Raw genomic sequence first — 13,154 nt, forward strand, 5'->3', positions numbered from 1 at the left:
GATGCCCCACAAGGAAACGCCGATTCTGGTGGTCGATGACACCCGGTTTTCCGCCACCATCGTGCTGCGCACACTGAACCAGGCCGGTTACCTGGATGTGCGCCATGCGCTCTCTGCCGAGGAGGCGTTGACGATGCTCGCGCGACGCCCGGCGCAGATCGTCATTGCCGACTGGATGATGCCGGAGATGGACGGCCTGGAGCTGACCCGCCACATTCGCCGCCACGACGAAGCCGACAACCATTACACCTATATCCTGCTGCTCACCGCACGCGAGGAAGAAGACGCCCTGCGCCAGGCGTTCGATGAGGGCGTGGACGACTATGTCACCAAGGCCAGCATGAACGTGCAATTGCTGCCCCGGGTACTGGCTGCCGATCGCCTGGTCACCGTGCATAACCGGGCACTGGCTGACAATGAGCGGTTGCTCGGCACCCTGCGCCGCTTGCGCCAGCGGCCCTTGCTGGACCCGTTGACCGGCTTCGGCAACCACAGCTATGCCCACCGCCGTATGGAAGATGCGCTGCGCCAGGCCGATGCACGCGGCGGTGCGGCCTGCCTGCTGCTGATGCGGGTGGAGGGCTTCGCCGGGCTGCGCGACAGGCTGGGCCGGGCCAGCAGCCGCCAGTTGCTGCTCAACCTGAGCCGGCGCCTGCAACAACTGGTGCGTCCGATGGACATTCTGGCGCGCACCGGCGTCAGCACCTTTGCCCTGATCACCCATCAACCCGATGACACCGGCTGCACACCGGACAGCTTTGCCCGACTGCATGAAGGCCTGAATCAGCGCCCCTTCGAGGTCGCGGGCGAACTGCTGATGCTGCGCGTCAGCATGGCCCTGCATGTCAGCCGTCCCGGCGAAATCACCGACAGCGCCACCCTGTTCCGGCAGACTGCTAACCGGCTCTCCAGTTCACCCTCACAGACCGGCATCGCCACCACCGAGACGCTGCCCGCATGACCTGGCATCTGCTCGGCGCCGGGAATATAGGCACTCTGGTGGCCAGCTACCTGATCCAGGCGCAGCAGCCGCTGCGCCTGGCAGGGCGTGGCGGCCCACCGGTGCTGCGCACGCTGATCTGGCCCCAGGGCGCCCAGCGCACCCTGACCCTGCCGGGTGACGATGACGCGCCCATCAGCCAGTTACTGATCACCACCAAGGCGCAGGACACCGCCGCCGCGCTGCGCCCACTGCTGCCCCGCCTGACAGATACGGTCCTGCTGGTGCGCCTGCAGAATGGCCTCGGCAGTCTCGACGGCCTGCCCCTGCCCGACGGCAGCCGCATCATCGAAGGCATCACCACCAGCGGCGCCTGGCGCGACGGCCCCCGCATACAGGTGGTGGCGGAAAACGACACCCTGCTCGGCGACGCCGACGCCAGCCCGGAGCCCCCGGCGGCCATTGCCGCGCTGCTGCCACACTGGCCCGGCGCCCGCTGGTGCACGGACATACGTCGCCAGCAATGGCTCAAGCTGTCGGTGAATGCAGTGATCAACCCCATTACCGCCCTCAATGACTGCCCCAACGGCGCCCTGTGTGATGACCCTGCCCGCCAACAGCAGGCCCGGGCGCTGGCCGAAGAAGCCGATGCCCTGCTCCGCCGCCTGGACCCGGACTGGCCCGGCGACACCTACGGCCGCGCCCTGGCCGTGGCCCAGGCCACCGCCGCCAACATGTCGTCCATGCGGGCCGATCTGCGCGCGGGCCAGCGCACCGAAATTGCCTTCATCAATGGCTGGCTGTTGCGCCAGGCCGACCGGCTCGGCATGAGCCTGCCCTCGCACCGTTTGATGGTGGCGGCACTGCCCGCCTGATGTTCACGTTCTGCGTGTGGTGGCCGGGTGTCCAACACGGTATCCTCAGCGCTCGAAACACGCCTGATGGAGGAAGCATGCGCCGAGCGCACCTGTTCCCGGCGGCCATGCTGCTGACGCTGGCCGTAGCCCCCCTTGCCAGCACAGCCAGCGATCTCGATACCGTTCATGTCACTGCCTCGCGCACCAGTCACCTGACTGACGCCCTGCCCGTGGGCGCCGTGGTGCTGACCGCCGAGGACATCCGGCGCATGCCGGTGCGCAGTCTGGCGGACGTGCTGGACACGGTCGGCGGCGTGCGCGCAAGCCGGCTGTACGGTCTGGGCGACAGCGCCAGCACCATCGACCTGATGGGATTCGGCGCCAGCGCCACCCAGAACACCCTGGTGTTGCTCAATGGCCGTCGGCTGAATGACATCGACATGGCCAGCGTGGACTTCTCGGCCATTCCGCTGGCCGCCATCGAACGGATCGAAATCCTGCCTGGCAGTGGCGGTGTGCTGTATGGCAGTGGTGCCTCCGGCGGCGCCATCAATATCGTCACCCGTGAACGCTATGACGACAGCCTCGGGGTTGAACTCGGTGGCGGCAGTTTCAATACCCGCAGTGGCAACCTCTGGGGCACCCTGGGTGATGATCAGACCAGCGCCCTGCTGTCCCTGCGCGCGCTCAACAGCGACGGCTACCGGGACAACAACGCCCTGCGCCAGCGCAATGCCTTTGCCGACCTGCGCCACCGCGAAGCGCGCAGCACCTGGTACCTGAGCGTGCAGGCAGACCGCGAGGAACTGGGCCTGCCCGGCGCGCGGCTGATCAACCCGGGCACCGGCCTGAATGAATTCCGCGACGACCCGCGCGGCGCCCAGACCCCGAACGACTATGCCGAGCGCGAAGGCGTCACGGTAATGCCCGGCGCGGCCATCGCGCTGGGCCAGCAGGTCACCTTGCACCTGGACACCGGCGTGCGGCGCAAATGGCAGACCTTCTTCCAGGATGGCTTCGGCAGCCTGTCTTACGGTGAAACGGAGATCCGGGGCTACAGCCTCAATCCGCGCCTGCAGGGCCACCTGGATCTGGGGTCCGTGCAGACCCACTGGACGCTCGGCGCTGACTACCAGGACAGCGACTATCAGGCCGACCGCGCCGTATCACAGGCGGCGTTCCCCGACCCGAACGAACGCGTGACCGCCGGGCAACGGCAAAGCGGCTATTACCTGTTCCTGTCCAGCGCCCTGACCGAACGCCTCACCGCCACCGCCGGCGCTCGCCAGGAACGTGTACGGCAGCGTTTCGATACCAGCGCCGCGCCCACCGAGCGGCGCGAGGATGATCTGGAAATGTACGAAGGCGGCCTGGTGTTCAGCCCGCTGGACCATTTCAGTCTGTTCGCCAACGCAGCGCGTACCGCCCGGGTGGCCACCCTGGATGAAGTGGTTTCCGTTTTTGCCGGCAGCATTGACCCGCTGAGCCCACAGACCGGCGAGGTCTACACCAGCGGCATGCGCTGGCATGACGGCCGTCAGCGCTCGATGCTGACCTACTGGTATGCGCGCTTCGACGACGAAATCATTTATGACCCGGTCACCTTCAGCAACACCAACCTGGACGACCGCACCCGCCGACGCGGTGTGACCCTGAACAGTCGCTGGCGCCTGGAAGAAGGCCTCTGGATGACCTTCAACGCCACCCTGCAGAACGCCCAGTTTGCCGACGGCCCGTTCAGCAATAACCAGATTCCGGATGTGCCACGCCGCAGCGGCTACCTGCAGGTCGACTGGGAAGCCCTCCCCTGGCTGACATTCTCTGGCGCGCAGCGCTATACCGGCTCACGCTTCTACAGCGAAGACAACGCCAACAGCAGCCAGCGCCAACCGAGTTATCGCTGGACCGATCTCAGTGCCACGGCCCGCTACCGCCACGCCTATCTGCGCGCCACGGTGCATAACCTGCAGGATCGTCGCGTCAGCGATCGCGGCTTCTTCTTCAACGACGGCACCAACGATGTGTTCGGCACCTACCCGCTGCCGGGCCGCTATTACCTGGTCAGCCTCGGCGCGGAGTTCTGACGATGGCAAGTAAAGGGGGCTTCCTGCGCAACCGCTTCCTGCGTTTCCGTCGCGAAGCGGTGGTGCTGTTCTATGCGTTTCGCCATCCGCTGACACCAACACACCTGAAAGTCGCCAGCGTCTTGCTCGCGCTGTACCTGATCAGCCCGTTCGACCTGATTCCGATCATGATTCCGTTCTTCGGGTTACTGGATGACCTGATCATCGTGCCCCTGGGCGTATCCATGGTGGCCAAACGGCTACCGCCCGAGGTGTATCAACAGGCAGACCAGCAAGCCGGGCGCTTTATCGGCCGCTATATCAAACGCCCGCTGCTGTTCGCCCTGGTGGTGCTGCTGGCCCTGCTGCTGATCTGGGCCGGGCTCCTGTGGCTGTTCTGGTGGCTCATCTGGGGCTGAAGGGGATCGTGAAAATTCTGTGCAGCGCACAGCAGATGCCCGACGCTGCGCTATGATGTCCTGACACTGCCAGACTCAGGATGTCCCGTGCACAGTATCCAGACCCGCCTGTTCCTGATGTTGACCGCCACCGGCATTGCGCTGGTGCTGGTCGCGACAGTGCTGTACCAACTCAGCCTTGAGCGCAGCATGCAGGATTACCTGTCGGAACGTGAGCGCCATCGCGTGCAGGAGGTCAGCGAACGGCTGGCCGAATACCGTGCCGGAGGCGGCCGCTGGCCCCGCGCCGAGCACGAATGGCACCGGCGCGGGCCGGGGACGCCGCCGCGTGTTCCCCGTTACCTGCTGGTGCTCGACAACCAGCGCACACCGATTTATGGCGATTTCGAGCTCAACCCCGACGACCTGACACTGGTGCCGATACAGCACGGCGAGCAGGTGTACGGCTGGGTCGGCTACCCGCAACGCACCGCGCCGATCCAGGACGCCATAGATCGGCAGTTCCGCGCCCAGCAGTTGCGCACGCTGGCCCTGACCACCGGCATTACCCTGTTACTCGCCCTGCTCGGCTCCTGGCTGCTGTCGCGCTATCTGGTGCGGCCCATTACGGCGATTGCCTCCATGTCGCGACAAATGGCACGCGGCGATTTCGCCTCGCGCCTGCCGACCGAGCGCCGCGATGAACTGGGCGCACTCAGCCGCGACATCAACCACCTCGCCAGCAGTCTGGGCCAGGCCGCCCGCGCCCGGGACCGCTGGCTGGCGGATATTTCCCACGAACTGCGCACCCCGCTGGCCATTCTGCAGGGCGAAATCGAAGCCCTGGTGGACGGCATTCGCCCCGCCGACCCGAAACGCCTGGCCTCACTGCATCATGAAATCCTGCACCTGCGGCGGCTGATCGACGACCTGCACGATCTGGCCCTGGCGGATGCCGGCACACTGCGTTACCAGATGGCCCCGCTGGATCTGGCCGAACTGGTGGACGAGCAGGTCGACCTGTTCGAACCCCGCTTCCGCGAGCGCCGTATCGCCGTGCAGCGGGATATCGCCGCACCACTGCCCATGGACGGCGACGCCACCCGGCTACGCCAGCTGCTCGCCAACCTGCTGGCCAACAGCGCCAAGTACACGGATGAAGGCGGTCAGGCACGGCTGCGGCTGCGCGCCCACGTCGGCGCCGGTAACCAGCGCTGGCTGGAACTGATCCTGGACGATTCAGCACCGGGCGTCCCGGACGAGGCCCTGCCACGTCTGTTCGATCACCTGTTCCGGGCCGAAACCGCCTCACGCAACCGCGCCCTGGGCGGCTCCGGCCTCGGCCTGTCGCTGGCACGGCGAATCGTCGAAGCCCACGGCGGCACCATCGATGCCAGCGCCTCGCCGCTGGGCGGCGTGCGCATTACCGTATCCCTGCCTGCTTCGGCCTGAGAGGAGACCTCCATGGCACGCATACTGATCATCGAAGACGAACCGAAAATCGCCAGCCTGCTGTCGGACTATCTGAGCCATGCCGGGCACGACACCGCCATTGCCGGGACCGGCGAAGCGGGCCTGGCGGCACTGCGCGAGCAGCGCACCGACGTTGTGCTGCTGGACCTGATGTTGCCGGACATGGACGGCCTGGAGGTCTGCAAACGCCTGCGCACCTTCACCGATACGCCGGTGATCATGGTCACTGCCCGGGTGGAGGAAGTGGATCGCCTGCTGGGCCTGGAACTGGGCGCCGACGATTACATCTGCAAGCCCTTCAGCCCGCGCGAAGTGGTGGCACGGGTCAAAGCCCTGCTGCGCCGCATCGACACTCTGGGCCAGGACAAGGCCGGCGACGCAGCGGCCTCCGGCCTGGAGCTGGACGACAACCGTATCGAAGTCCGCTACCAGGGCAAGGCGGTGACCCTGACGGTGGTGGAATTTGCGCTGCTGAAGACACTGGCGTCTCACCCCGGCCACATCCGCTCACGCCAGCAATTGATCGACCGCATCTACAATGACAACCGCGTGGTCAGCGACCGCACCGTAGACAGTCACATCAAGAAGCTGCGCCGCAAACTGGCGGACGCCTTCCCCGAGGTGGAGTTCATTCATTCGATTTATGGCGCGGGTTACCGTTTCGAACTGGCACCGCGCGACGAGGCCGATTGAGGTTCCGCAATTGCTGCATACTGCTTGCACACTGGCTGGCGAGACTGACCCTCACCTCACAGTATCCGCAAGGAGAAACACGATGAAACATGCACTGATTGCTGGTCTGTCCCTGTTTGCACTCTCTACTGTTACCTTCTCGGGTGCGGCCCTGGCGGATCGCCCTGTGGATCGTCAGGCCATGATGGAGCAGCGCTTCAGCCATATGGCTGAACGACTCGAACTCACCGACAACCAGCGCGAAGCGCTGCGCGATATCTTTACCGAACAGCGTCAGGCCATGCAGCAGGTACGCGCTGAAACCGACAGCAAGGTGAGCAGTGTGCTGACCGCCGAGCAGAAAGACACCATGACGGCGATGCGCGAAGAGCGCCGCGAGCGTTGGGCCGAGCGCGGTGAACGCCGGGGCGACCGCGAAGCCCGAGGTGAGCGTCGCGGGCGAGATGGCGCCTATCGAGGAGAGAAACGCGGCAAGCGTGGCGAGCGTCGCAGTAACGGTTGAGGTGCCAGGAGCGAACCATCCTTTGATGCGCAGTGGTCATGGCCCGCGGGGGCGGGTACCCCCTTTCAGGACACGCTGCAAGTACGTCCCTGTAAGCTCGCGTTCGGCATCCATGCCTCTCGACGGTCCTGAAAGGGGGTACCCGCCCCCGCGGGCCGTCACCTTCAGTGGTATTCGACCTGCTTTAAAGCAAAGCCCTCCGCAAGTCTGTCAGCGTCGCCGCCAGGAACTGGGTAAAGCGCGCTGCATCCGCCCCATCAATCACACGATGATCGTAAGACAGTGACAACGGCAGCATGTCGCGCGGGATGAATTGCTTGCCGTCCCACACCGGCTTCGTCTGCGTACGGCTCACGCCCAGGATCGCCACTTCGGGCCAGTTGACGATCGGCGTAAAGGCCGTGCCACCGATACCGCCCAGCGAGGAAATACTGAAGCTGCCGCCCTGCATATCCCCGGGCGTCAACTTGCGGTTGCGCGCCTTTTCCGCCAGTTCGCCCATCTCGCTGGCGATGGCCAGGATACCCTTGGTATCGGCATCGCGAATCACCGGCACCACCAGCCCGTTGGGCGTATCCACCGCCACGCCGATATGAATATAGCGTTTCAGGATCAGGGTTTCGCCCGAGGCCGACAGTGAACTGTTGAAGGTAGGGAATTCGCGCAAGGCCACCGCGCAGGCTTTCACCAGAAAGGCCAGCATGGTCAGCTTGACGGGTTTGGCATCGCCGCGCGCCGACTTGGCGAGACGCTGGTTCTCGCTTTGCCGGAACGCTTCAAGATCGGTGATATCCGCTTCATCGAACTGCGTGACATGCGGCACCGTGATCCAGCTGCGGTGCAGATTGGCCGCCGCCACGCGGCGCAATTTACTCTGCTCGCGTTCCTCGATCTCGCCAAACTTGCTGAAGTCGATCTCCGGCAAGGGGGCGCCGGGCACACCCGCAGCGGGCGCCGGCTTTTCGGTCAGCAGCGCCTTGACGTGGGCATGAACGTCTTCCTTGAGGATGCGCCCTTTCGGGCCGGTGCCGGAGACCTTGGCCAGATCAGCGCCGAGTTCCCGCGCCAGTTTGCGCACGGCAGGCCCCGCATGCACGGGACCGGAGGGCGCACCCGCTTCGGCACCCCGCATGCGCGTATCCGCCGCATCCCGGGGCTCGGGCTTGCCTTGTTCCCGGGTGTCGCGGCTGGCGGTCTTCGCCTCCGGGGCGGGTTCGCTGGCTGCCGGTGTGTCGTCACTGGCTTCGTCACTGGCGTCATCACTGGACGAAACAGACAGCGTCATGAGGGCATCGCCGGTGCTCAGGCGATCACCGACTTTCACCGCCAGCGCACTGATGCGGCCGGCGGCCGGGGACGGAATTTCCAGCGAGGCCTTGTCGGATTCCAGCACGCCGATAATCTGTTCGGCTTCGACCTCATCGCCTTCCTTGACCAGCAACTCGATCAGTTCGGCGGCGTCGATATCGCCGAGATCCGGCACGGTGATGTCGCGGCTGCCGCCTGATGTTTTCGCGGCCGTTTTTTTCGTGGATGAGGCCGCCTTGGGGGCCGGCTCCGGTTTGCTCTCGTCCTGTTTATCGGGCTTGCTGGTTTCGGCCTTGCTGTCTTCGGCGGTGTCAGCGGCGGCTTCCACTTCCAGCAACGGGTCGCCTTCGCGCACGCGATCGCCCACGCTGACCAGCAGCTTGCTGACCTTGCCCCCCTTCGGGGCAGGCACTTCCACGGTGGCCTTGTCGGATTCCAGCACCACAATGGTATCTTCCGGCGCAATGGTATCGCCGACCTTGACGGAGACCTCGATCACATCAACAGGATCACTGCTGCCTGTGTCGGGTACCTTGATGACTTCACTGCTCACGCATCAGCTCCTTATACGCTCGGCGGGTACGGTTTTTCCGCGTTGATACCGAAACGCTTGATGGCGTCGGCGACCTTGCTGCGGCCAATGACACCCTTGTCCGCCAGCCCGTTCAGGGCGGCCAGCACAATGAAGTAGCGATCCACCTCGAAGAACTCGCGCAGCCTGGCGCGCGAGTCACTGCGACCAAAGCCATCGGTGCCCAGCACGATATAAGGCGCCTCGACCCAGGGGCGGATCTGGTCGGCGAAGATTTTCATGTAATCGGTGGCCGCAATGATCGGGCCCTGGCGCTGCGCCAGGCAGGTCTGCACCCAGCAACGGCGCGCCTCTTCCTGCGGGTGCAGCATGTTCCAGCGCTGCACCTGCAACCCTTCGCGGCGCAGTTCGTTGAAGCTGGTGACGCTCCAGATATCGGCTTCGACGCCATAGACATCCTGCAGGATCTCCGCCGCCGCCTCGACTTCGCGCAAGATGGTCCCGGAACCCAGCAACTGCACGGTCTTCTTGCTCTTGCGCTCGGCTTCCTGCAACAGATACATGCCTTTGCGAATGCCTTCTTCCGCGCCCTTGGGCATGGCCCGGTGCACGTAGTTTTCGTTCATCAGGGTGATGTAGTAGAAAACGTTTTCCTGTTCGGCATACATGCGCCGCAGGCCGTCCTGCAGGATCACCGCCAGCTCGAAGGCGTAGGTCGGGTCGTAGCTGATGCAGTTCGGCACCGTGCTGGAGAGCAGATGGCTGTGGCCATCCTGATGCTGCAAACCTTCACCGTTGAGCGTGGTCCGCCCGGCGGTGGCGCCCAGCAGAAAGCCGCGCGCCTGCATGTCACCGGCCGCCCAGGCCAGATCACCAACGCGCTGGAAGCCGAACATCGAGTAATAGATGTAGAACGGCACCAGCGGGAAATTGTGATGGCTGTAGCTGGTGGCCGCCGCCATCCAGCCGGACATGGCACCGGCTTCGTTGATGCCTTCCTCAAGAATCCGGCCTTGCCGGTCCTCGCGGTAATACATGACCTGCCCGGCGTCCTCCGGCTCGTACTTCTGCCCGCCTGCGGAATAGATGCCCAACTGCCGGAACATACCCTCCATACCGAAAGTGCGCGCCTCATCCGGCACGATGGGCACCACCCGGTCGCCGATGCCTTTCTGCTTGATCAGCGAGGACAACATGCGCACGAAGGCCATGGTGGTGGAAATGGCCCGGTCGCCACTGCCCTCCAGGAAGTTGCCGAACAGGCCGACATCAGGCACTTCGAGTTTTTCCGAGTTGCGCCGCCGTACCGGCACGCTGCCGCCCAGCGCGCCTCGACGCTCACGCAGATAGCGCAGTTCCGGGCTGTCTTCGTCCGGCCGGTAGTAAGGCAGCTTCTCCAGTTCCTTGTCGGAGAACGGCATGTTGAAGCGGTCGCGAAAATCCTTGAGGCTGTCCAGATCCAGCTTTTTCATCTGGTGGGTCTTGTTGGTCGCCTCGCCCGCGCCGGTGGCATAACCCTTCACCGTCTTGGCCAGAATCACGGTGGGCTGGCCAGTGTGATTGACCGCCTGATGGTAGGCCGCATACACCTTGAAGGGGTCGTGGCCGCCGCGATTGAGCTGGTAGATCTCCTCGTCGGACAGGTGCTCCACCAGCTTGGCAAGCTCCGGATACTTGCCGAAGAAATGCTCACGCGTATAGGCGCCGCCGTTCTTCTTGTAGGCCTGATATTCGCCGTCCACGCACTCTTCCATGCGGCGCCGCAGTACACCTTCGGTATCACGCTCCAGCAGCGGATCCCACAGACGCCCCCAGACCACCTTGATGACGTTCCAGCCGGCCCCCCGGAACAAACCCTCCAGTTCCTGGATGATCTTGCCGTTGCCGCGCACCGGGCCATCGAGCCGCTGCAGGTTGCAGTTGACCACAAAGATCAGGTTGTCCAGATGCTCGCGCCCGGCCAGCGACAGGGCGCCGAGGGATTCCGGCTCGTCCATCTCGCCGTCGCCGAGAAACGCCCACACCTTGCGCCGCTGCGACGGAATCATCTCGCGGTTTTCCAGGTACTTCATGATGTGGGCCTGGTAGATCGCCTGGATCGGACCCAACCCCATGGACACCGTGGGGAATTGCCAGAAATCCGGCATCAGCCACGGGTGTGGATAGGAGGACAGGCCCTTGCCATCGACCTCGCGGCGGAAGTTATCCAGCTGTTCTTCGCTCAGACGCCCTTCCAGGAAGGCGCGGGCGTAAATGCCTGGCGCCGAGTGGCCCTGGTAATACACCAGGTCGCCGCCGTGCCCGTCGGTGGGGGCACGGAAGAAATGATTCATGCCGACATCGTAGAGCGTGGCCGACGACGCGAACGAGGCGATATGGCCGCCCAGCTCATCATCGTTCAGGTTGGCGCGCATCACGGTGGCCAACGCATTCCAGCGCACCAGCGAACGAATACGGCGCTCCATGAACATGTCACCGGGGAACGGCGCTTCTTCACGGGTGCTGATGGTATTCAGATAGGGGGTGTGCAAGTGAGCCCGATACAAGCCCTGGGACTGGGCCACATCGGTCAGGCGATTGAGCAGCCAGGTGGCGCGCTCGGGGCCTTCGTTCTCAACGATCGAGGACAGGGCCTCGAACCATTCCCGGGTTTCGGCCGGGTCGTTGTCATCAAAAAAATGGCCGGGAATAAACGGTGTTGCCATGGGCATTGCGTCCTTTTTCGCTGCACCGACGTAGCCGGTCGGGGTTCTTCCCGACCGGCAACCAGAGTCGGACCCTCGCTGATACAGTGCGAACAGCGTGATCCTGCAACGCGGTCTGCCGGGTAGGCAGACCGCGTAAAACATTACGATAACGACCCGGGCGACTCAATGCGACTTCAGGCGAACACCGGGGTGATACTTCGGGTCATTGCGCTTATCCGGTGATCACGATCCAGATAGCGGCCAGAATCAGCCAGATCGCCAGACAACGCAGCAAGACGCCCTGCAATTCTTCAAGCCGGTCGACACCGGCCTGCAAGCGATCTTGTGCCTGCGCCGAGGGGTCCGGTTTTTCCAGCGCGCCTTCCAGGGCATCGTCCAGCAGCGCCTCGCCGTCATCCAGTTTCCAGACCCGGCCGGAGACGGCATCGGCCACCCGACCAAAATTGCCCGCCAGGGCCAGGCACAGCACCAGCAGACGCGACGGCAACCAGAACAGGGCGGTATGCATCAGCCGCGCCGGGCTCGGCTCCGGCGCCGTCTCATCCAGGGCTTCCTCACGCACGAGTGTCAGGTTGAGCACATAAAGCAGCGCCGCCCAATAGCCCAGCGCGATCAGCCAGAACACCGTGGCGAACAATTGCCGCGCGTCCTGACGCAGGATGCGCCGGTAGAGACGAGTGAAATAATCAGGCTGCTCGGCGTCACCGATGTCGTCCACGTCACCGGCCAGTCCGAAATGCCGCTCGGCGGCCTCGGAAAAGGCATCCGGGTCGTTCATCCGGCCACGCTCCAGCAGGCTCTCCTGCTGACGGAATTCGCTTTCCGCTCCGAGCAGCCAGAGCAGCAGCACGCCACCCGCGATAAAGCCCGGCAAGCCCCAGAGAAAGCCGTGCAGCAGACACAGCAGCAGTGCCACCACCGCCACCGGCACCAGCACCAGTAGCGCCCAGCGCACCACTGCAGGCAGGCCAATGCCATCGACCCGGTCGCGCAGCGGCGCCAGCGCCTCGCTGAAACGCTCGCGCCGCAGGAACATGCCCGGCCAGGCAAAATCAAGGCGCCGCAGCGCCAGTACCACCAGCAATACCACCAGTTTCATGACGTCCTGTTCTCCCCCGGGCTGGCGGCCAGACGTTGCCACAGCCCGTCCCAGTCAAATGCCGGGCCGGGGTCGGTCTTGCGCCCCGGCGCGATGTGTTCATGCCCCACTATCGCATCTGCTGCGATACCTGGGTAGGCCCTGCGCAACAGCTGGACCAGCGGCACCAGCACATCATACTGCGCCGCCGTAAAGGGCACAGTATCGGCGCCTTCCAGCTCGATACCAATGGCGAAATCGTTGCAATTCTTGCGCCCGCGCCAGGCGGACTCGCCAGCATGCCAGGCGCGCCGGTCGCAGGCGACATACTGGTTCAGCTGGCCATCGCGGCGAATCAGGAAATGCGCCGACACCTTCAGGTGGGCTATTTCGGCAAAGTACGGATGGGCATCGGGCGACAGGTCATTGCTGAACAGCGCGTCGATATGCGGCCCGCCGAATTCGCCCGGCGGCAAACTGATGTTATGCACCACAATCAGGGAAATATCCGCCGGGTCCGGACGCTCGCCGGCATTGGGTGAGGGAATGTGACGGGCCTGATCGACCCAGTGCTTGCTGAGAGTGAACACACGCCATCCTGG

At 64.4% G+C, this 13,154-nt stretch carries 11 protein-coding genes; 7 read left to right on the plus strand and 4 right to left on the minus strand.

Annotation, left to right across the window (positions count from 1 at the left end; all coding sequences use genetic code 11):
- Window position 1: 1 nt before the first annotated feature.
- From DKW65_RS10705 to DKW65_RS10735, 7 genes are all read left to right on the plus strand, one after another.
- Window positions 2-961: a GGDEF domain-containing response regulator gene (locus DKW65_RS10705; RefSeq protein ID WP_111657235.1), complete on the plus strand. Its 960-nt coding sequence runs from the start codon at window positions 2-4 to the stop codon at window positions 959-961.
- On the plus strand, window positions 958-1,815 hold the full coding sequence (locus DKW65_RS10710) for a ketopantoate reductase family protein (protein WP_111657236.1): 858 nt from the start codon (window positions 958-960) through the stop codon (window positions 1,813-1,815). Before DKW65_RS10705 ends, DKW65_RS10710 begins: the two co-directional genes overlap by 4 nt.
- A gap of 77 nt (window positions 1,816-1,892) precedes the next feature.
- On the plus strand, window positions 1,893-3,881 hold the full coding sequence (locus tag DKW65_RS10715) for a TonB-dependent receptor plug domain-containing protein (protein WP_162925809.1): 1,989 nt from the start codon (window positions 1,893-1,895) through the stop codon (window positions 3,879-3,881).
- A gap of 2 nt (window positions 3,882-3,883) precedes the next feature.
- On the plus strand, window positions 3,884-4,279 hold the full coding sequence (locus tag DKW65_RS10720) for a YkvA family protein (protein ID WP_111657238.1): 396 nt from the start codon (window positions 3,884-3,886) through the stop codon (window positions 4,277-4,279).
- Between the two features lie 87 nt (window positions 4,280-4,366).
- On the plus strand, window positions 4,367-5,710 hold the full coding sequence (locus DKW65_RS10725) for an ATP-binding protein (RefSeq protein ID WP_111657239.1): 1,344 nt from the start codon (window positions 4,367-4,369) through the stop codon (window positions 5,708-5,710).
- A 12-nt stretch (window positions 5,711-5,722) separates the two neighbouring features.
- A complete protein-coding gene (locus DKW65_RS10730; RefSeq protein ID WP_111657240.1) occupies window positions 5,723-6,424 on the plus strand; it encodes a response regulator in 702 nt (233 codons plus the stop codon).
- Window positions 6,425-6,506: 82 nt separating this feature from the next.
- Entirely contained in the window at window positions 6,507-6,926 is a 420-nt protein-coding gene (locus tag DKW65_RS10735; protein WP_111657241.1) for a Spy/CpxP family protein refolding chaperone, read from the plus strand.
- A gap of 184 nt (window positions 6,927-7,110) precedes the next feature.
- Here DKW65_RS10735 and aceF read toward each other — a convergent pair whose 3' ends face one another.
- The 4 genes from aceF to ampD all read right to left on the minus strand — a co-directional run bounded on the left by aceF (window position 7,111) and on the right by ampD (window position 13,142).
- A complete protein-coding gene (aceF, locus tag DKW65_RS10740) occupies window positions 7,111-8,787 on the minus strand; it encodes a dihydrolipoyllysine-residue acetyltransferase (protein ID WP_111657242.1) in 1,677 nt (558 codons plus the stop codon).
- An 11-nt stretch (window positions 8,788-8,798) separates the two neighbouring features.
- On the minus strand, window positions 8,799-11,471 hold the full coding sequence (gene aceE, locus DKW65_RS10745; RefSeq protein ID WP_111657243.1) for a pyruvate dehydrogenase (acetyl-transferring), homodimeric type: 2,673 nt from the start codon (window positions 11,469-11,471) through the stop codon (window positions 8,799-8,801).
- A gap of 214 nt (window positions 11,472-11,685) precedes the next feature.
- Window positions 11,686-12,573, minus strand: coding sequence for a regulatory signaling modulator protein AmpE (gene ampE, locus DKW65_RS10750; RefSeq protein ID WP_111657244.1), 888 nt, complete (start codon window positions 12,571-12,573; stop codon window positions 11,686-11,688).
- Window positions 12,570-13,142, minus strand: a complete 573-nt coding sequence (gene ampD, locus DKW65_RS10755) for a 1,6-anhydro-N-acetylmuramyl-L-alanine amidase AmpD (protein ID WP_111657245.1) — start codon at window positions 13,140-13,142, stop codon at window positions 12,570-12,572. Before ampD ends, ampE begins: the two co-directional genes overlap by 4 nt.
- Between the last annotated feature and the right edge of the window lie 12 nt (window positions 13,143-13,154).

The sequence above is a fragment of the Isoalcanivorax indicus genome (genome assembly GCF_003259185.1).
Lineage (GTDB): Bacteria > Pseudomonadota > Gammaproteobacteria > Pseudomonadales > Alcanivoracaceae > Isoalcanivorax > Isoalcanivorax indicus.

Bases quoted from the DNA above. Each gene is read 5' to 3' on its own strand.
- aceE (WP_111657243.1), bottom strand. From the start codon at position 11,471: ATGGCAACACCGTTTATTCCCGGCCATTTTTTTGATGACAACGACCCG.
- DKW65_RS10730 (WP_111657240.1), top strand. From the start codon at position 5,723: ATGGCACGCATACTGATCATCGAAGACGAACCGAAAATCGCCAGCCTG.
- ampE (WP_111657244.1), bottom strand. From the start codon at position 12,573: ATGAAACTGGTGGTATTGCTGGTGGTACTGGCGCTGCGGCGCCTTGAT.
- DKW65_RS10735 (WP_111657241.1), top strand. From the start codon at position 6,507: ATGAAACATGCACTGATTGCTGGTCTGTCCCTGTTTGCACTCTCTACT.
- DKW65_RS10720 (WP_111657238.1), top strand. From the start codon at position 3,884: ATGGCAAGTAAAGGGGGCTTCCTGCGCAACCGCTTCCTGCGTTTCCGT.
- DKW65_RS10715 (WP_162925809.1), top strand. From the start codon at position 1,893: ATGCGCCGAGCGCACCTGTTCCCGGCGGCCATGCTGCTGACGCTGGCC.
- DKW65_RS10710 (WP_111657236.1), top strand. From the start codon at position 958: ATGACCTGGCATCTGCTCGGCGCCGGGAATATAGGCACTCTGGTGGCC.
- DKW65_RS10705 (WP_111657235.1), top strand. From the start codon at position 2: ATGCCCCACAAGGAAACGCCGATTCTGGTGGTCGATGACACCCGGTTT.